The sequence below is a fragment of the Agarivorans sp. QJM3NY_30 genome (assembly GCF_050870855.2).
Taxonomy (GTDB): domain Bacteria; phylum Pseudomonadota; class Gammaproteobacteria; order Enterobacterales; family Celerinatantimonadaceae; genus Agarivorans.
Map to the genome: position 1 here is coordinate 4,635,752 of NZ_CP194038.2, position 19,487 is coordinate 4,655,238.

At 47.6% G+C, this 19,487-nt stretch carries 14 protein-coding genes; 4 read left to right on the forward strand and 10 right to left on the reverse strand.

Annotated elements, in window-relative coordinates:
- Positions 1-22: 22 nt before the first annotated feature.
- The 6 genes from ACRRSX_RS21140 to ACRRSX_RS21165 form a co-directional block, all read right to left on the reverse strand.
- Positions 23-1,270 (reverse strand): extracellular solute-binding protein, encoded by a 1,248-nt coding sequence (locus tag ACRRSX_RS21140; protein ID WP_432455629.1) that lies wholly within the window; start codon positions 1,268-1,270, stop codon positions 23-25.
- Positions 1,271-1,294: 24 nt separating this feature from the next.
- A complete protein-coding gene (locus ACRRSX_RS21145; RefSeq protein WP_432455628.1) occupies positions 1,295-2,302 on the reverse strand; it encodes a LacI family DNA-binding transcriptional regulator in 1,008 nt (335 codons plus the stop codon).
- 372 nt (positions 2,303-2,674) lie between these two features.
- Complete coding sequence (locus ACRRSX_RS21150; protein ID WP_432455627.1) at positions 2,675-5,077, reverse strand: GH36-type glycosyl hydrolase domain-containing protein; 2,403 nt, start codon at positions 5,075-5,077, stop codon at positions 2,675-2,677.
- 47 nt (positions 5,078-5,124) lie between these two features.
- A complete protein-coding gene (locus ACRRSX_RS21155) occupies positions 5,125-8,289 on the reverse strand; it encodes a GH116 family glycosyl hydrolase (protein WP_432455626.1) in 3,165 nt (1,054 codons plus the stop codon).
- A 239-nt stretch (positions 8,290-8,528) separates the two neighbouring features.
- Entirely contained in the window at positions 8,529-9,440 is a 912-nt protein-coding gene (locus tag ACRRSX_RS21160) for a MalM family protein (protein WP_432455625.1), read from the reverse strand.
- A gap of 59 nt (positions 9,441-9,499) precedes the next feature.
- Positions 9,500-10,681, reverse strand: a complete 1,182-nt coding sequence (locus ACRRSX_RS21165; protein ID WP_432455624.1) for a carbohydrate porin — start codon at positions 10,679-10,681, stop codon at positions 9,500-9,502.
- 337 nt (positions 10,682-11,018) lie between these two features.
- On the opposite strand from ACRRSX_RS21165, the gene ACRRSX_RS21170 reads away from it, so the two are divergent.
- The 3 genes from ACRRSX_RS21170 to ACRRSX_RS21180 all read left to right on the forward strand — a co-directional run bounded on the left by ACRRSX_RS21170 (position 11,019) and on the right by ACRRSX_RS21180 (position 15,788).
- Entirely contained in the window at positions 11,019-13,028 is a 2,010-nt protein-coding gene (locus tag ACRRSX_RS21170) for a methyl-accepting chemotaxis protein (RefSeq protein WP_432455623.1), read from the forward strand.
- Between the two features lie 26 nt (positions 13,029-13,054).
- Complete coding sequence (locus ACRRSX_RS21175) at positions 13,055-15,319, forward strand: glycoside hydrolase family 9 protein (protein ID WP_432455622.1); 2,265 nt, start codon at positions 13,055-13,057, stop codon at positions 15,317-15,319.
- 226 nt (positions 15,320-15,545) lie between these two features.
- Positions 15,546-15,788 carry a GlsB/YeaQ/YmgE family stress response membrane protein gene (locus ACRRSX_RS21180; protein WP_432455621.1) on the forward strand — a complete coding sequence of 81 codons (243 nt, stop codon included), beginning with the start codon at positions 15,546-15,548 and terminating at the stop codon, positions 15,786-15,788.
- A gap of 55 nt (positions 15,789-15,843) precedes the next feature.
- On the opposite strand, the gene ubiK is transcribed toward ACRRSX_RS21180, so the two are convergent.
- The 4 genes from ubiK to ilvY form a co-directional block, all read right to left on the reverse strand.
- Entirely contained in the window at positions 15,844-16,098 is a 255-nt protein-coding gene (ubiK, locus tag ACRRSX_RS21185) for a ubiquinone biosynthesis accessory factor UbiK (RefSeq protein ID WP_432455620.1), read from the reverse strand.
- Between the two features lie 65 nt (positions 16,099-16,163).
- Positions 16,164-16,379 (reverse strand): hypothetical protein, encoded by a 216-nt coding sequence (locus ACRRSX_RS21190; RefSeq protein WP_432455619.1) that lies wholly within the window; start codon positions 16,377-16,379, stop codon positions 16,164-16,166.
- A gap of 21 nt (positions 16,380-16,400) precedes the next feature.
- Positions 16,401-16,874 carry a Cys-tRNA(Pro) deacylase gene (gene ybaK, locus ACRRSX_RS21195; RefSeq protein WP_432455618.1) on the reverse strand — a complete coding sequence of 158 codons (474 nt, stop codon included), beginning with the start codon at positions 16,872-16,874 and terminating at the stop codon, positions 16,401-16,403.
- 13 nt (positions 16,875-16,887) lie between these two features.
- Positions 16,888-17,769 (reverse strand): HTH-type transcriptional activator IlvY, encoded by an 882-nt coding sequence (ilvY, locus tag ACRRSX_RS21200; RefSeq protein WP_432455617.1) that lies wholly within the window; start codon positions 17,767-17,769, stop codon positions 16,888-16,890.
- A 201-nt stretch (positions 17,770-17,970) separates the two neighbouring features.
- Between ilvY and ilvC the strand changes: the two genes are divergently transcribed.
- Positions 17,971-19,452, forward strand: a complete 1,482-nt coding sequence (gene ilvC, locus ACRRSX_RS21205) for a ketol-acid reductoisomerase (RefSeq protein ID WP_432455616.1) — start codon at positions 17,971-17,973, stop codon at positions 19,450-19,452.
- Positions 19,453-19,487: the final 35 nt, after the last annotated feature.

The following is a 19,487-nucleotide window of genomic DNA, read 5'->3' on the forward strand; positions in this document are numbered from 1 at the left end:
AGTAGCTCCAGGCCAGATAGACTTACATTGCTTTTAAGCGACGTTGCAGAATACGATCAGCTTCGGCAAGTGCCGTCTTCACGTCTTTACCTTCATCCAAAACTTCGCCTAGAGCGGCATCTAAGATGATTGAGCGAGCCACTTGATCGCCCTTCGCTGGCTTAACGGGTTTCACGTTTTTAGCCACTTCAGCGAACAACAAACGAGCTTTTTGTCCATTGAGGAAGTCGATTTTTTCGTCAAACATGGGGTCGTCGTAAGTCGCAACTAATGAAGGGAAGGCAGCAATCGTTTTAAAGGCCTCTAGCTCCACATCAGGACGAGTCGCCATATACTTAATCAATGTCCAAGCTTGATCCTGCTTGTTACTTTGTTTGGGGATCACTAAGAATGAACCACCCCAGCTACCGTAGATGCCATCAGGCAGATTCGACACGCCCCATTTACCAGCGGTATCTGGTGCCATCCAGTTTTTTAAGTGGCCAAGCAACCAAGCCCCAGAAAGTTGGGTCGCCAAGGTGCCTTGTTTAAAGCCTTCATACCACTCGTTACTCCAAGCAGTAATTTTGGCATCCAGACCTAGATCACGAATTTTTTTCGCAGTTTCAAAGGCTTTTACAAAGCGAGGTGATTGCAGTAAGGATTTACCCTGGGCATCAAAGTAAAGCCCATTACCATCTTCAACCGTGGTGTAAATAATCGCTTCAGCAACATCGGCAGCCGACGCAATCAAGTAAACACCTTTCGGTTTTAACTTCTTACCGTATTCAATGTAACTATCCCAATCGTGGATCACCTTATTGATATCGGCACCCACAGAATCAGCTACATCACGACGGTAATACAATACCCCTGGGCCCAAATCCACCGGTATACCATATTGTGCTCCGTCCACGCCCTGACCCTGAGTCCACGCATAAGGTGCGTATTGGTCAGCTAAACTGTCGACATCATATTTTTCAGAGAGGTTTACAAACCCGCCCTTGTTTACGAAGGCGCCAATCCGACCCACATCGACCACCACCACATCACCAGCACCCGAGCCAGTTGCGAGATTGGTGGTTAACTTATTGTGATGGTCTCCCCAGTTGTTCATCACATAATCAACTTTCAGATCCGGATTTTCTTGATAGAACTTTGGCAATATTTGTTTTAAGCTACTATCGAAATCTGGAAAACCGTCGAAGCGGATTTCAGTTTGAGCCGCATTAGCCGTGCATGCCAAACCGAGTCCAAACAAAGCAGAGACTAGCAGTTTTTTCTTTGTCATCTTTCAATTTCCTTTTGTGATTTATCACTCCGTTGAAAGAGGCTGGGCGGTCGATTCTCGAACCACTAATTCGGGAGTCAACTCAATTGCTTCCATGTCGCCTTTTCCGGAGATCTTTTTCAAAACTAAACGTGCTGCCGCTTTCCCCATTTCCACTACGGGAAAGTGGACAGTCGTTAGTTTTGGCCTTAAATAACGAGATAACAGAACATCATCGTAGCCGACCACCGAGACATCTTTGCCTACCTGCTTACGCTGTTCTGCTAATACGTCATAAACGCCCAAGGCAATGTTGTCATTTCCACAAAAAACCGCGGTAAAATTCACATCACGTTGGATTAATTTTCTAGCGGGAGCAAGGCCCCCGTCTTCGTCATAACTGCCCTCAGCCACCAGATTGGGATCAAAAGCCACCTTCTGCTCTGCCAGCGCAATCCGATAGCCTTGCACCCGATCACGACTATCTTGCTTATTCATTGGTCCGCAAATACAAGCGACAGAGCGGTGTCCAAGGTCTAATAAATGTTTGGTGGCTAAGTAACCACCCAATTCGTTATCGAGAAAAATGCAGCTGTTCGCCAACTCAGGCACAAACCGGTTGATCAATACCAGCGGCCGACCCTGTTTGGAAATTTCGATCAATTCATCGTCGCCGATCATCGTCACATGCAGAATGAGGGCATCAACCTGTCGCGATAGCAAAAAACCAATCGCCTCGCGCTCGCGCTCCTCAATATCATCACCGCTGGTCGCCACTAAATGGTGGCCGTTGGCACGCAGTTCTTGTTCGACTTCATGCATGATTGGCCCAAAGAATGGGCCTGATAAACTACTTACAACCATACCAATGCTGGTTGAACGACTTGAGGCAAGGGCTTGGGCAAAACTATTGGGACGATAGCCCAAATCACGCATCGCAGCTTCCACCCGAACACGAGTCGTTTCTGACACTTTCTTATTGCCATTAATGACTCGCGACACGGTGGCTTGAGATACATTTGCCAATTCTGATACTTCTCTGATGGTGGCCATCAATCACTCCCTATGTAAGCGCTTACATTCAATTTGATTAAAAAACCCTATTCAGGGTTAATGTAAGCGCTTTCCTAAATAGTGCTTCGCCAGCCAACAATTGTCAATTCTTTGCAAAATATGACTGGTAGAACTGTGAACAGACGCATAACTTACACTCAATGAAACAACAATGAAATTATGAAACAAAAAAACTAGTTTATATTCAATAAATTAAAAAACATAATGTCAAATCACATATTTAACATTAATATCCTAAGTGTGCGCGACTTCAATCGCTCGCAAGCCCAGTATTCCTCGCCTTAAATCCGTGGCGGTGCAGCAATACGCGGGTTAAGCGCATTACTGTTTACCACGCGTATTACCGCTGATTTATCGAGCAAGTTCCAAGCGAACTTGATAAACCCCTGGTGCCTGCTCTGGGATCAAATCTCCAACAATCGCTTCCCCTTCCAAATAGAGTTGACTCGTGGTCAAAGCGGAGCGAAGCACTTCGATGTGATAACTCGCACCGCGATACTTACGCACCACTTTAAAGCCCGGCCACGCGTCCGGAATACAAGGCTGGATCCGCAAACCAGTCATTTCCGGACGGATCCCTAAAATATACTGGGTTGCAGCAACATACATCCAGCTAGCGGTGCCCGATAACCAAGCATTACGCGCCAGACCAAACTGTGGATGTTCATCACCTAACACATTTTGTGGATAGCAATAGGGCTCCGATTGAAAACAATCCAAATCATCATTTCGTGAAGCCGGATTAATCTGACGATAATACTGGTAAGCCTGATCGGCGCGGCCAAGCTTGGTTTCAGCAATCACCACCCAAGGGTTAGAGTGCAAGAAAATACCACCATTTTCTTTCGCGCCAGGGGGATAAGTAGAGACCCCTCCCAGCTTTTCGTCGTAGCCAGTATAACCCGGCCAAGATAATTTAATGCCGCGTTCGGTATTCAGTAAACGCTTAACAGCATCAAGCCCCATGGTTGCTCGCGACACATCGGCAAACTCAGAGATCACCGGCCAGGATTGAGCATTGGCATAAATCTTCCCCTGCTGGTTTTGGGTCGATCCTAAGGCTTGAGTCTGCTCATCAAAATAGCGCAACCACCACTCACCGTCCCAAGCATGTTGATTCACCTGAGACTGCATCTGTTGATAATAATTATCTAAACGAGTCACTAAGTCTTGCTCACCACAGAAGCTAAGCACTTCTTTTAGTTCAATAATCGCTTTGCCATAAAGGTTTGCCACAAACAAGGACTCAGCGCCTAGCGGTAGATTCACCGTATCATTCCAGTCCGCAAAACCCAGCAAAGGCAAACCATGGGCACCGATGTTACTGCGAGTAAACTCAATCCCTCTCAGTAAGTGCTCTAATACCGTCGCCTGCTCTCGCTCTGCTTCCGCAATCCCCGTTTGATAGAAGCTCACCGGCTGCTGCAAAAACTCCAAATTACCGGTTTCTTTCAGGTATTGCGCCACCGTTAAGATGATCCATAGATGATCATCACCATAATAGCTGGCGCGATCCAACTCTTCTCGAGAATCGCCTTCGGTGGCTTCCATGGTCATCGGAAAATATTGATGCATCGCCGAGCCATCAGGCTTTTGCACCGATAACAAACGCTCCATAAATGGTTTCGCTTGCTCCGGCATATGGCTCATCACCCCCAGTAGATCCTGTGAAGAGTCTCGAAAACCAATGCCTCGAGCACCGTACCCTAATTGATATAGCGACAGATAACGCGACCAGTTCTTGGTGGTATGGCATTGCCGAGGGTTATGAATATTAAGCATGCTGTTGAGTGAAGTATCGGGTGTATCTACCTGCATCACTGACAAATAGTCTTGCCAAAATTCAGCTAAGCCAGAAAAAGCCTCAGCCACGCTTTCGGTATCTCGATAACGTTCGATGCTCGTACACGCGTCCTCTAGCGAAGCCGCTTGACCAATTTGAACAATGCTTTGCTCACTCTGCCCCGACGCCAAACTGCCTAATTTGATCATCAAGGCAGCCATGGTATCGCCACGCACACATTCTGAGTTGCTCAATTGCGGTGCAAGTAGAGCTCTGGGATTGGCCCAACTGCCGTATTCATTGTCGCCAAGAAAGGCCCGCCGATCGCCTTCCCAAGAATCCACCGGGCGGTTCGCCGTTACATAATTCACACAACTATCACGTTTCATGTAAGCATACTGCTCCAATACCACCTGTCCGCCCGCCTGTTGATGGGCTTTTAGCTGCATGGTTTGCGGTACCCAATCTGCATTGGTGAGCTGTTTTAAGGCATCGAAATGACTAAATTCGAAGGCGGGGATCAAATCAATTTCCAGCGCTTCACCACCAATGTTAGTCAGCCGAATATCCTGCAGCATCACCTTACTGCCGGGTGGCACAAAATAGCACACTTCCACTCTCACACCGTGTGCTTCTGCTAGCCAACGGGTGTAAGACAAACCCACTCGGCATTCGTAACGATCTAACTCGTTCAGGGTTGGTGTATAGAAAGGTGAAAACAGCAAGTATTCGCCATCTTTACGGATCCGAACATACAGCGTACTACCTTTAAATTCAGAAGCTGGCTGCTGAGCGATATACTTGGTGATCCGATTTAAGGCCGGATCTTCACTACATAACAAGGCGCCGCCCGAACAATCGACGATGCCACCAAAATCAAGTGTCCCCACATAGTTAATCCACTTGATCGGCGTTTTTGGCGTGGTGACCACATATTCCTTATGCTGGTCATCAAAATATCCATACTTCATAATCACTAACCTTTAATTCAAAAAAAATTCGATAAATACTGCATCGCTCAGCCTTGGTGCTGGTCGGCAAGGGCAAAAATCATCCCCGGTCGCAGGTAACGACCGGCGGTATATTTCAAGGCGGTCGCATGCAATAGGCGAAAAATTTCGCCGCAATCTAACAACCACTCCGCGAATAAACTGGCGTAATCTTGGCTAAATTGGCCAAAGTCTTCGCTTAAGTCTCCGGCAACTCGACCATCGGCTTGCAGTAAACCATGCTGCTTTAAGGCTGCGAGTAAGTCATCTCGCTCAGATGCACTCAACCATGTGGGCAAGTCTTGGGCTTGCAAACGCACCGTGGCGTTAAAGCCCTCTGGTGCCGCGAAGGGGATCTGTGCGCTTTGATATAGCAGCCGATATACCGACGCAAGCAGTTCTTCGGATTGCGGCTGGTGATGCTGCTGCATCGCCAAAGCAAGCGAATACTGCACGCCAATCCACACATCGTGAGCTTGAAAATTATCCCAGGCCTTTGGCGCACCATTATGCTTGACCAAATTTGCCGCTCCCACTCGCGGGCTGTTGAGCCGATAGTTGTATTGATAAACGTGCTGCAATACCCGCTGGCAACGCGCCTGCTCAAATAAAGCCTCTTGTCCCAACCAACGCAGGTAGCTATCGGCTAAAAGTTGATCGGCAAAAATATCATCGCTATCCAACACCAGCCATTGCTCGCCCTGCAGGCACCAATCACCACCGCCATTTAACAGCAATAGTTTTTTCAGCCGCCGTTGCGCCAATTTTCCTGCCTGCTCTGGCCATGGACAATTCCAGTGCTGCCACCACAAGGCTTGCTGGTCCTCGGTCAATGATGGGAACAATAACGGTTGGTTCAACCAGTGATTAATCGCGACGACTAATTCACTCAAGCTAGTCTGTTGATAAGCTTGCTGGCTGAGTAAGGAAAAATGCTCAGCCAATTGTGGTAGTTGTTGTCGATCCACCTGACTAGCACGCAAAGGAGTCACATAGAACAGGTAATAACCCTGTTGTTCGTCCCATAGACTATCGTCAAACTGCTGCTTAGCCACCGCTAAACGCTGCCGATACTGTTCGGCCAACAGTTCCGCACCGCGCAACTTCGCTAAGCTGGCACAAGCCTGTAAAGCGGCCAGCCACAACGAACCGCTATAACAAGAAATGCCATGTGAGCGCAAATTATCGAAGGTATCATCGGTCCCATTGGTCAACGGAAATTGCTGACCCGGTTCGATCATTTTCTCTAGATAATTCATCGCCTGCTGCACCGCTGGCCAACAATCTTCAAGCAATGTTGGATCGTCAAATAAGCTCACATGACGCAATACCATCAACACAAATTTTGGAGCCAGATCCTTCCATTCCTTCACGTTATGCCAATCATAGGCATCGGGACGACAATCGAAGGGACTCCCTAAATCGTGACAAACCGCCCCTCTAATCGCGCGTTCTGCCTGATATTTCGGATGACTGAGTTCGGCATAGGGTTCTTCGGTATAGATATGATGGCGTCGTTGCCGAAAATCGTCAGCCAATACTGCGTCGGCAAAACGCCGCATCACCTCACCATCGAGCCGAGGTAACAAGCTCAATAGACTAAACGAACCGTAAAAGTACACATCTAAGGAATTGAAGAACGGGTAATCAACACATTCACGGATCAAAAAGCGGTCCTGCTTATCCCAAACCGTCGCCTCGGCTAGAAAAGATAAGCTATTCAAAGCCATTGTTGTCAACTGTTGGCGTAATTGAGGATCTTCCTGCTGACTAAACTGGGCGCGTTTCCAAAGCCCTGCAAAGGCCTGTTGCAAATAGTCTTGCTGCTTCGACCAGGCAAAGCGCGCAATCGCCAGAGCACGCTGTTTCGCTTGGGGAAACTGACGCACATAAGCCTTCTCACTACTTAAGCCATTCATTTCAACTTGCGGTAAATCTAATACGGTCATAAAACAGAATTGCAGCGTTTCGCCGGGGGCGAGCGTAGCCGTCAACTGCAAGGCCGAAGAGCAGAGTTCACGACCGCTATAGATCCCGCGTTTGCTTTGACCACTCAAGCCGCCGCCAGCTAAAGCCTGAGCCACCACTTTATCGGCATGGGCGGTGTAAAAACAATGATTGGCACTCAACTGACACTGCGCTGGCGCTTGTAGCGAGAGCGCCATCTCGCCCAAACAATCTTGGTAAGACTCTCCACTCATTAATAGCGATATTCGCTGCCCTTGCTCACAACGCTCACTAAAGAGTTCTCCCTGCTGCTGCCTGGCTTGACGAACCAACATAAACGACGCGTCCTGACTCCCAACTCGCTCCTTAGTGACCTGAAAACCAATTAGATTTTCCTGAACCTGAACCAGATTAAAGCGCTGAGTTCGCTGGCTCGGATTATGAACGCAAAATTGAGTAAGCGAGACCGGCAGACGGCACAAAGCTTCATTATCTGCTTCAATAAAGCTGTAATGGGTCTTGCTCAGCTGTAACACCGCCCCCGAATAATCGCTCTGCGCCACCGGGTATAAACCTTGATATTGAATCTGCTCTGCAGGCCAAGCCGGTTGCTTAAGGTAACTATCGGCCTCACAATCGGCGATCAGCGAGCGCTGAAAACACTGTTCTTGAACACAGCCACCAAAATACTTAAGGAGTAACTGGCAATTGGCACGACGATCCACTTGCCCAGTACTCAGCGCCAGCTTTAAGTTTCGATCTAAATGAATTTTCCAATCCGCCAATCGTTGCTTATTCCAAGCATATAGTTGAGGTTCATCGAGCAAACGCTGTAAACCAGCTAACCATTGCGCTTGACTTTGATCGGGACTAAATAACTCTTGCCCTTGATCATCGAGCAAGGGATACAAAGAAATTTGTTGAATAAAGTCGGCAGGCTCAATAATACGAAGCTCGCCAACCCGTAACTCATCCTGCTCACTAAAATAAAAATCTGCCATCCGCAAACTGTCGTTACGTTCAGCGCGCACTTGAATCCCTGGCAAAAAATTGAACACAGGACTACAACCACTGATCGACAAACTATAAGTATTGCCAATTCCGCCCATCGCCATCCCTGTCGTTAAGGGGGTAGTTGGCAAGGGTTGATACCAAGGCTGAACAAACTCCGAAGCCAAACCCGGGGCCATCAGCTCGGCAACACTGCCACGGAGCGAAGAAGCCGCTAAATACTGTTCAATCTTCATAAGCAGCCCTCATTTTAATCACATCAACAACTGTTGGGCACATTAGTAACTCCTTGTACAAGAAATAAAATCTATTCACTGACCATTAAATTTAACAACCTTCAAAAACCTTAATTCCCCCACTCTCGGTGCTTCCATGACCGAGCTACGCACACATTTTGGTGGCAAAAAAAAACGGCTCCTTAGGAGCCGTATGCCAATACGACAAGGAATAAAGAATTTAAGGATTACACGATGAACTAGGGTATTTTCTCCTTGATTGCTTCGGTGAAGGTATGTTGGGCAGTATTTGAACCTGCAGCTTCTGCCTCTTTAAGAAACAGTAACGCTTGCTCAATATTACCCTCGGCTATCGCTAGCCGAATTTGTTGCTGGTAAAACTGCTCCGTGGCCGGTTGTAAAACCGTAACGGCTTGAACCTTGCTTGGTTCGACCAACGATGTAGCGGCTGCAGTTGCAAGTACCGTAGCACCCGCACTATTCGAAGTCGTCGCCTTAAATTGTGACCCAAATTGCACTTTATTCAGCCGTATATTGATCTGACCAATTGGTGAGTGTTTCGCATACACCTTACGCGCAGCGGGGCGATCGATGCCCATTTTTAGTTCATAGGCCACTTTGGGATCAATGAGTTCGGTCTTACCAAATAACTGCTCGTGGGCGGTATAAACCAATATATAGCGGGCCTTTCTCGCTAAAGTAGGACTAAATTGTTGTTTAATGGTTAAGAAACCCTCGGCGCTGAGTGTCGTTTGATTAAACTTAGCTAAGGGTTGTAGCTGTTTGTCATATACTGCAATCGTTGGGACAAACACCATGTTGGTAATCAGACTATCAACTTCAACTTCAACTTGCTCAAGATGCTCAGGGAGTGCTAATGCCGCCACATAGGAGCGTCCTTCGGCAAACTCAACGACCGATGAGTTTAGTCCAATATCCACACGGTTGGTGCGATCGGCCGATAGTAAACGATAAGATAATTGTTCAATTTGCACACTCGGTTGCTGCGCATCTAAACGATTACGCAACTCGGTTTGGTCACTAAATTGTGAGCCCCAGCCACGAAAAGGGTCTTCGACATCCACCGCCTGAGTGCTCGAACAAGCAACCAGACATGCACTTATCAGTAACAAACTATAGTGTTTATTCACTTTATTTCTCCCTGTATTGGGTGCTAGCAAACTAGCACCCAAAACACTGCCCTCTGGGTTTACCACCAAGCCTCAACCATGGCTCCCACCTTGGTTAAATCGGTGGTACCCGCATTTTTACCCGTATTTTTCTTCTCACCGGTAACGACATAAAAACGTACGACTGGACGAGACCACATAAAGTGACCAATCTGGAAGTTTTGTGACAAGGTTAACTTCCAAGCATCCGATTGATTCGAATCTTCCTTGGTATTATGAAAACCAGCTTCTACAGCAGTCGCCATATAATCGTTCCAATGGTGTTGCGGACGAACCGCCACCCCGTACTCTTCTTTCTCATCGAAAGAACAACCGGTTTCAGTACAATCGACCTTCAAATAGTTGGCGTTGTATTCCATGGCTGTCATTTCACCAAGCGTAATCGCACCATCAACAAAGGCGCCGTAACTACGTGCGGTTTTATCCTCATAACCCGCCCAGCTAGTCCCCGAAGAGTTAGCGGTGGTAAATGCTGCACCATCGGTTTCATAACGACCCGCCAACTGTACCCAGTTGTCACCAAAAGTGTGTCGATAGGCCGCAAACAACTGCATTGCCGTATCATTTTCTAAGTTGTCTTTAATATCGGCTAAGGCAAATGCATAGTTGGCTCTAAATTTTAAAGTACCTTGCTTGCCAATTTTCATGTCATGCAAGTGCAACATCAGCATGTTGACCGTGCCTTGGGTGGTATTTGCAGCCCCTGCACCGTCTCCAGCCTGAGTCCAACCTAAGTCGAGCTTACCAAACCCTACATCCAAGTTATCCACACCTGCGCCACTGCCATCGGCACTCAGCATGTAGTAATCACTCAAACCACCTTGCTCACGCCCATAAAATCGCTTACCCGCCCATACATAGGCATCGGGTTGCGAAGGAAAAATGCCTGAACCGCCACCATAGAATTGTTGTAAGTAAAACAACTTACCCCAATCATCATGGCCCGGAGTACCGATCATCACATTCAAGTTAAATTTGGATTGATCCATTTCGAAGTCTTGGGTCAACATCCACTCCATCCAGTTACCTTCGTTACCTAAACGGCCAGCGGCATTAATTTCGCCGTAATCCCCTTTTAGATAAATCATTTCGTCACCCGATGCTTCTTGCGCATAACGGCCATAGCCAGAAAAATTAGGTGTTCCAGCAACTGAACCGAGTGAAACTAACATCAAAGATAATGTAAGCGCTTTCATTTTCATGGTAAAAAAATCCTTTTCTGTTTTAGGTATTATGGGTGAATTCGCTACTACTCCAAACAACGTAAACACCACCTATTTCGAATATACACAGATAAAAACGCTATTTTTGTGATCAAAAGCGCAAATGCAAGCGCTTACATAACCAAAAATAGCAAATGTGATCCCTGTTCAATATTTAGCCTAGACGATCCAATATATTGTGTCCAGCTAACGAAACAATGAAAGCACTTACATTTATTGTAATGATCCAACAAAAAATACCAATAGACAAGGGGGTTAAAACAAAAATACAACAAACCGCAGGTAAGCGCTTACACCTAAAACACGGATTGCAAAGATGAGAATTTTTAGAACGTTATCGATCATTCAACTGACGAGCCTAAGCTTTACCATTCTGGGCTTATGTTTACTGGCTATGGCTGGACTTTCTTGGCAGTTAAGCATGCCGCTGGAAAACAGCCTCAAACAATTAAATCAGCGAGATCTGCCAAGGCTGGCGAGCAGCCAAGCATTGATCCAAGCCCTAACCCAAAGCGCTCAAACCATAAGCCAGGCAGAAAATAGCCACCAAGCTGGTGAACTCGAAGCCTTGAACAAGCAAATTCAGCGACAGGCTCAGGTTTATTTTGAGCAACTTAAGGCGCTTAGCGCCCTCAGTACTGACACTAATAGCGCACAACTGCAGCAACAAAGTGAGCTTTGGTTTACCCGTGCCAGCCAAGTTCTAAGCGCTCAAGCCCCTTTACTCAAGCAACAACAACAGCTCGCCGAACACCGCGCGCAATATCAACTATTAAGTATTCAGCTTAACCAAGCCCTAGGGCAACTTCGCGCTTCGGTAAAAAAAGACTACCCCAAGATGCTGCTCACTAATGTTGATACCGCGCTTTCCTTGATGCAGGCTCAAGCTGCCCGAGCGCTCAACGGCCAAGATCTGGCGCAAGTAAAAACAGCCCTTCGCTCAGCCAAAGCAAAACTCGACCTAGTCGAAGCCGATTTTTCGGAGCTCATCACTCGCTTAGGCTTAAGCCATCAAGACATTTCTCGCCAGCTGCCGCTATTACTCAGCGAATTAACTGGCGAACAAGGGATCGTCAGCCAATACTCAGCCTACTTACAGTCTCACTTTCACCAACAACAACAACGCTTAGCCTTACAACAGCAAAGCCGTATTTTGAGCCAACAATTGAGTGACTGGCAACAAGCCAGGCAAACTCAAACCGCCCAACAACTGGTGAATAGTCTCAGTAAACTGAGCCAACTCAGACAGGGGCAAGTCAGCGCCTCCGCGATTGCGATAGGCTTTTGTTTGAGCCTAGGACTACTGCTATTTATCACCATCCGTCAACCCTTAAAACAATTGCTTGCCACCTTGAGCGCTCTCGCCAAAGGCGAGTTGCAACAGCAATGCCACTATCGAGCCAACAACGAATTTGGTCTACTCAGCAAAAAAATCAATCAAGTGATCCAGCAACAACGCGAAGTAGTTCTCGAGCTACAACAGAAAAGCCAGCAGCTAGAGAGCGCCGCCAGTAGTAACCAACACCATGGCCTCGACATCCAACAGCAACTAAACCAACAGCGTCACGAGTGCCTCAACGTGGCCTCTGCAATGAGCGAGATGGAACAAGCAATCCAAGATGTCGCTGGCCGCGCCGAGCATGTCAGTCAAAACATGCAACAGATCCAGCAGCTCAGCGAACAAGGCGCCAATTTGACCACTCAGGCGAACCATAGTAATCACCAGTTAATCAGCCACCTAAGTCGCTCTGGTAAAAACATTGAACAGCTCGCCGAACAAAGCCAAGTTATTGGCAGCATCCTTGAAGTGATTGATGGTATCACTCAGCAAACCAACTTATTGGCACTGAATGCCGCCATCGAAGCGGCTCGAGCCGGTGAACAAGGGCGTGGCTTTGCGGTCGTGGCAGACGAAGTACGACAGCTTGCACAACGCAGCGCCAGCTCAACCAAACAGATTCAGGGAATGATCGAACAACTACAACAAGTCGCCCATTCTGCGGTATCAGACATGCAAACTTGCACCCAAGCAATGGATGATAATCAAATTTACTATCAGGGACTTAGCCAGCATATACAACAAGTCAGTGAATCGGTGAGTTGCCTCGCGGGGCTCAATCACGAAATAAGTATTGCCACCGGGCAACAGCGTAATAGCAGCCTCGAGGTCTCACGAAGCATGGAACAGATCTCACAGTCGGCACAGCACAACTATGCCGTGGTATCACGGCTTCATCAAGCCAGCGAACAACTGGAAGACTTTGCTCAGCAACAACTGAGGCTATGCTTGCGCTTTCATATTGATGCCCAAGTCTCAAACATTTAACTTGCCATCTGGCAATAGGAGAGAACATGAAAATACCCGCAATGCTGTGTATCGTGCTCGCTATATTCAGCCCTCAGCTTATGGCGATGATATCTCCCTCATTAGCAGGTGCGACCACACTCTCCTTGCGCTTTAAACAAGCCCCTCAAGCCCAATGGAATAAGCAACGAATCAGCGCTCGACTGACTGCAGATCAGCGCGCTTTTATACTGCAAGATCAACAACAACATGCTTTTAATGATGCAGAGCTATTTAAGCTTAGCATCTCTCAAACCCTGCCCTACGGTCGAAAGTTATTGTATTTTAAGTTGCATTTAGTTGATGACTTTAAGCCTTTATGGGGCCAAAAAATCCTACAGCTGAAAGTCGATGGTAAAGAACTAGAACCCGCCAAGGCTGCCAATGGCAAGGCGCTATGGCATAAAGTGGTTGAAGAAGACAACAAAGGGTTTATTCCAACGGGGCTCAGCGAACTGTGGTTTGAGTTGCCCAGTGACAGCACAGAGATTAAATTCATGACGATGATGACGGCCGGTGCCGAGCACTTTCAAGCTGAATTAAGTGATTTCATCATTTATTCTTGGCCCGAATCCGACCAACGGACACAGGTCTACCAGGTGCGTTTCAACCACGATGGTTATCTCAAACACACTGCCAGCCCAGTATTAATAGAGTTGCCAGATTGGATTGAACAAAGCCAGCTGCCAGTAAGCATTAATGCCGTCGACGTCGAACCACAAGAACTCATGCTCACGATCCCTTCACAGAGCGATCCAGGCTCGGGCATGAAAGTCGTAAGCTTGGATCTAGCAAACCTCAATACTCGCTTCACAGGCAAGCCGCTGACGCTACAAATTAACTCGATCCATCCTCAACTGACAAACACCCGTATCAGCCTCAAACAAGGTCTTGATCTTTCCAGCCTACAACGCCATCGAGACCAAGCTTTAGCCGCTTTTTATTACTTTGACAGCAGTGATTTAGGCCCCTATTCGGGGACCCACCCCCAAGATAGTCGAGCCAAACGGCTGGATAGCGAGAGCACGCTGGATGTGCGCGGCGGCTGGTTTGATGCGGGAGACTATGGCAAATATTCGGTCAATGCAGCCTATTCACTGATGACGCTATTGATGGCCGAGCAATTACAACCCACCGCCTTTGCCGTGAACATTTCACCAATTGCCAGCGACCAAGGTTCGGACTTACTGGCACTGCTCAGCAGTGAACTCAACTTGTTACTCAAGCTGCAAGCCGACAATGGTGGGGTTTATCACAAAGCAGCATCAGCTCAATGGCCACCATTGGCGCAAGCGCCACAACAGGATCACCAAATTAAAACCGTACTACCAATCACCACGACCGCAACGGCTCACAGTGCAGCTGCGTTTGCCATGGCCGCCAACAGTTTTGCTCGATCCCGCCAATTAACGCATCAACAACAGGCCCTGCAATATCGCCAAGCTGCCTTGCGCGCATGGGCTTATCTAGAGGCCCATCCGCAATTGGAGATGATAAAACAACGTTATCATCAATTCGAATACGGAGGTCCTTACGATGATGTGGACGACCGAGATGAGCGACTACTCGCGGCACTTGCGCTCTACCAGATGACTGGCGAAGTACACTACCTCAATCACAGCAAACAATACCTCGCAAGTTTACTGGAGTTACCGCGTTTAGGTGATCCTTCCCCCAGCTGGCGAGATAACCGCAGCCGCTCAGTGCTGCTGTATTTAAAAGCTGCGCCGAAAAACGACGATTTATATCCAAGTGTCCACCAAGCTCTGAGCCACTATTTAGAACATATTTTAAGCTTGCAACAAAACAATCCATATGGCATCGCCTTTGCTGGCCATCAACAACAATTCGATTGGGGCTCCAATGGCATTATCGCTAGCACAGGTTTCCAATTACTATACGGTGGATACCTTTTGGATAAACCAGCATGGCTGGCAGCAGCGATGCAGCTGAGCCACTGGTTTTTTGGTCTCAACCCTCACGGCAAAATATTTGTGGTCGGCGACACGCCCAATCATGTGCAACACCCACACTTTCGCCCCTATGTATCAAAAGCCTCACCACTGCCAGTTGGCCTGCTCATTGGTGGCGCAAACTCGGTCGAACTGAAGGGCGATATGATGGCTGCCACCCGAGAAAATATGGCACCAATGCAGGTCTACATTGACCATCAGGATTCTTGGGCCAGCAATGAAGTGGCCATTAACTGGCAAGCGCTGTGGGCAGCTTACTTATGTTTGTTGAATCAGAGCCTGGCCAATAACCTCCAGTGACGCCACGCAAGCTGAGTTCAGGTGAATACAGCTTAGAGTCATCCAAACGAGCCAACTGATGGCGTAAACAGCGGATTAAAATTTGTATTTACACAACGAGACCAAGCAATCTTTGAGGATTGTCAGTAAACTTAAGCTGAAATGAGGCTTGCGGGGCTGAATGCAACAATAACCAGCCGCCTCCAGTTCAGTTGCACGACATAGAGTAAAGCATACAGGGGAAGACATGATGGGAATTTTGATCTGGTTGCTAATTGGCGCAGCCGCAGGCTGGTTAGCGGGACAAATCACCAAAGGAAAAAGCTTTGGCCTACTTGGCAATATTGGGGTAGGTATTGTCGGCTCAATGCTCGGCGGTTTTATTTTTCGCTTACTGGGTTTTCACAGTGCCAGTCTTGTGGCATCGCTGATTACCGCAACGGTCGGCGCGGTATTATTGCTCTATCTAGTGAGTCGATTTAAAAGCTAAAGTACATAAAAAAGCACAGCCGAAGCTGTGCTTTATCAATCAAACAAGGAGCGACTCAAGACTCTTGGTTTAAGCGCTTTTCTAACGCAGCGACTTTCTGCTCTAAGGCACTCAACTTTTCTCGGGTGCGCAACAAGACTTGTGTCTGTACGTCGAAATCTTCACGATTCACCACATCCAGCTGGTTCAACTTGGCTTGAATCACTTGTTTTACCTTGCGCTCAAACTCATCCCCAACATTCTTTAAGCCGGGGGGCACCATCTCACTCACTTGTTTGGCGATCTCTTCGATTTTGGCTGGGTTAATCATCTATCTCTCCTTTAAGTTAGACTCATTGTATAGAAGCTCTGCTAAGGGCTCAAGCGGCTCTGGTATTAGTATGACCGAGCTAAACGAGCATCAATTTGAGATATACGACCCACACCACCCCGTAGCAGCAGACCCTGCAGTGCGGCGCATGAACGCTCGGCTTGCATGCCTTGAGTCGAAGCTTTCGACCAATACAAATGCCGCTGTTGGCTAGCCCGTTGATAAATCGAAGCTCTCGCTGAAAAGCCACACCAACAAAACAAACCCGCAGTCAGTCTCATAACCAGCGCTGTAATGAACGACTAATGACTAAGTTTAGCAAACTGAGCACCAAGCACCCGCTGCAGCACATCCGCCTTAAGCTGCAAAGACAAACCACGTTTACCGCCACTCACCACAATGGCAGGCAAGGCTTGAGCGCTCTCATCCACAAATGTCGCTAAACGTTTTTTTTGGCCAAAAGGGCTGATCCCCCCTTTAACATAACCAGTGGTACGCTCAGCAACGGGCACCTCGGCCATCCGCATTTTCTTGATTTTTGCGGCCTTGGCCAGTGCTTTTAAATCCAGTTGGCCAGTCACTGGCACCACTGCCACCACCATTTTCTTGGGATCGTGTTCATCACAGGCCACCAACGTTTTAAAGACTAGCTCTGCGGCCAAACCCAGTTTTTCGGCGCTATCTAGACCAACGTTGCCCTGCTGAGGATCACTTTTATATTCCAGTAATAAATAATCCTGTTTGGCTTTTTTAAGCTGCTGTACTGCCGGCGTCATAAATCTTCACTCCTTAATTTCGCGCTGCCACTTGCCAGAATCGCTGCAGCAATGGTTCATGTAACCTTCTTGATAACATGCAGATCCCCAAATCGAAAGGCTCCAGCTCCACCCCGACCGGAATACTTTGGATCCGCTCACGCATTGGGCTGTTATCCACCACCACTTGCGGAGCGATCCCCACACCGCTGCCGAGCGCCACCATGCTAACAATAGCCTCGTGACCCGCCACCTTGGCATAAACATGAGGTTGAATACGCATCCCTTTAAACCAATGATCAATCCGAGCACGCGCTGGGCCATGTTCTGGCAAAATAAAGGGAATTTGATCCCAAGGAATAGGATTTCGCTCTAATAGTTTACGAACCGCACAGGGAACCGTGGGGCCAATAATCGACAGGGGCACCTTACTAATACTAGCAAAAGCCATGTTCAGCGGTAATTGCTCGGGGCGGGCGGCAATCGCGATATCGACTTCCCCATCGGCGACCTTACTCACCGCCAACGCCACATCGCCGGTGGCTAATTTAATATCGGCATTTGGGCAGGTAAGACGATACTTATCCAAAATATCTGGCAGGTGACTATAGCTCGCGGTCACCGAACAATACAGGGTCAACTCCCCCGCCAATTCGCTAGATTGCAAAGATAAATCCATTTGCAGCTGTCGCCATTGTTGTAACCAATTTTCGGCAAAACTGCGAAATCGCACTCCCGCCTGAGTCAGATGTACGCTGCGTTTATCACGACTAAACAAACGACTGCCAAGCTCTTCCTCTAGCCGCTGAATCACCCGACTTAAGGTAGAGGGGCTAACATGCATCGCCTGACTGGTTTTCGTAAAATGCAGGCTGTGGCTTAAGTGTAAAAACAGCTCAACACTTCGAACATCCATTGCTTTTCCTTGATAAAGCCTGTTTCATTTTATGCAATACAATATCCCAAAATCATCATTTTACGCAATATTAGTTTAGGTTTATATTAAATCCATCACGAGACAGGATAAGAAACGCGCTCAAGAAAAGAAGTGCATTGGGATCTCGTAAACACAACAACACCATCATCATTTGATTAACGCTATTTTACGGAGTCGAACATGGCTAATTATTTCAACACCCTAAGCTTGCGCGAGAAACTAGAGCAATTGGGTAAATGTCGTTTTATGGATCGCAGCGAATTTGCTGATGGTTGTAACTTTATTAAAGACTGGAACATCGTGGTAATTGGTTGTGGTGCACAAGGCCTAAACCAAGGTTTAAACATGCGTGATTCTGGGCTCAACATTTCTTACGCTTTACGTGATGCGGCAATTCAAGAGAAGCGCGCTTCTTTTGTACAAGCGACCGACAACGGCTTTAAAGTTGGGACTTACCAAGAGCTAATCCCACAAGCTGATATGGTGCTTAACCTCACCCCAGACAAGCAACACAGCAACGTGGTTGAAGCGGTGATGCCGTTAATGAAGCAAGGTTCTACCCTCGCTTACTCGCATGGCTTCAACATTGTTGAAGAAGGTATGCAAGTGCGTGAAGACATCACCGTAGTGATGGTGGCGCCCAAATGCCCAGGCACTGAGGTTCGTGAAGAATACAAACGTGGTTTTGGAGTGCCAACCCTAATCGCTGTGCATCCAGAAAATGATCCTCAAGGCAACGGTCTTGCGATTGCAAAAGCTTATGCTTCTGCAACCGGTGGTGACCGTGCCGGTGTACTTCAGTCTTCTTTTGTTGCGGAAGTTAAATCTGACCTGATGGGTGAGCAAACCATTTTATGTGGTGTGTTACAAACTGGTGCAATCTTAGCCTATGACAAAATGGTAGCCGAAGGTATTGAACCCGGCTACGCCGCTAAACTCATTCAATTTGGTTGGGAAACGGTTACCGAAGCATTGAAGCACGGTGGCATCACCAACATGGTCGACCGTCTATCTAATCCAGCTAAAATCAAATGTTTTGACCTAGCCGACGAGCTTAAAGACTTAATGCGTCCGCTATTTGAAAAACACATGGACGACATCATCGAAGGCGAATTCTCATCAACCATGATGAAAGACTGGGCCAACGATGATGTAAACCTACTAAAATGGCGTGAAGAAACTGGCCAAAGCGGTTTTGAAAAAGCGCCAGTATCTGAGGTAGAAATTACCGAACAAGAATTCTTCGACAAAGGCATCTTGTTAGTTGCCTTGGTTAAATCGGGTGTTGAACTCGCCTTCGAAACCATGGTTGCTGCTGGCATCATCGAAGAAAGTGCTTACTACGAGTCACTACACGAAACGCCACTCATCGCCAACACCATCGCTCGTAAACGTTTATACGAAATGAACGTGGTTATCTCTGATACTGCAGAATACGGTTGTTACCTATTCTCGCACGCTGCCGTGCCTCTATTGCGCGATACCGTGAACAACATCAGCCTGGAGTACATCGGTAAAGGCTTCGAAGAGCAAGATAACGGCGTGGATAACGCGCGCCTCATCGAAGTAAACGAAGCACTACGCAGCCATCCGGTAGAAGTAGTTGGTAAGAAACTTCGTGGCTACATGAAAGACATGAAGAAAATTGCCGTTGGCGGTTAATCTTCTCGCTTTTGGCTAATGACGATTAGCTAACT

What these genes read in the sequence shown, in the direction of transcription:
- ACRRSX_RS21140 (WP_432455629.1), bottom strand. Translation starts at nt 1,270, where the DNA reads ATGACAAAGAAAAAACTGCTAGTCTCTGCTTTGTTTGGACTCGGTTTG.
- ACRRSX_RS21145 (WP_432455628.1), bottom strand. Translation starts at nt 2,302, where the DNA reads ATGGCCACCATCAGAGAAGTATCAGAATTGGCAAATGTATCTCAAGCC.
- ACRRSX_RS21150 (WP_432455627.1), bottom strand. Translation starts at nt 5,077, where the DNA reads ATGAAGTATGGATATTTTGATGACCAGCATAAGGAATATGTGGTCACC.
- ACRRSX_RS21155 (WP_432455626.1), bottom strand. Translation starts at nt 8,289, where the DNA reads ATGAAGATTGAACAGTATTTAGCGGCTTCTTCGCTCCGTGGCAGTGTT.
- ACRRSX_RS21165 (WP_432455624.1), bottom strand. Translation starts at nt 10,681, where the DNA reads ATGAAAATGAAAGCGCTTACATTATCTTTGATGTTAGTTTCACTCGGT.
- ACRRSX_RS21170 (WP_432455623.1), top strand. Translation starts at nt 11,019, where the DNA reads ATGAGAATTTTTAGAACGTTATCGATCATTCAACTGACGAGCCTAAGC.
- ACRRSX_RS21175 (WP_432455622.1), top strand. Translation starts at nt 13,055, where the DNA reads ATGAAAATACCCGCAATGCTGTGTATCGTGCTCGCTATATTCAGCCCT.
- ACRRSX_RS21180 (WP_432455621.1), top strand. Translation starts at nt 15,546, where the DNA reads ATGATGGGAATTTTGATCTGGTTGCTAATTGGCGCAGCCGCAGGCTGG.
- ubiK (WP_432455620.1), bottom strand. Translation starts at nt 16,098, where the DNA reads ATGATTAACCCAGCCAAAATCGAAGAGATCGCCAAACAAGTGAGTGAG.
- ACRRSX_RS21190 (WP_432455619.1), bottom strand. Translation starts at nt 16,379, where the DNA reads ATGAGACTGACTGCGGGTTTGTTTTGTTGGTGTGGCTTTTCAGCGAGA.
- ybaK (WP_432455618.1), bottom strand. Translation starts at nt 16,874, where the DNA reads ATGACGCCGGCAGTACAGCAGCTTAAAAAAGCCAAACAGGATTATTTA.
- ilvY (WP_432455617.1), bottom strand. Translation starts at nt 17,769, where the DNA reads ATGGATGTTCGAAGTGTTGAGCTGTTTTTACACTTAAGCCACAGCCTG.
- ilvC (WP_432455616.1), top strand. Translation starts at nt 17,971, where the DNA reads ATGGCTAATTATTTCAACACCCTAAGCTTGCGCGAGAAACTAGAGCAA.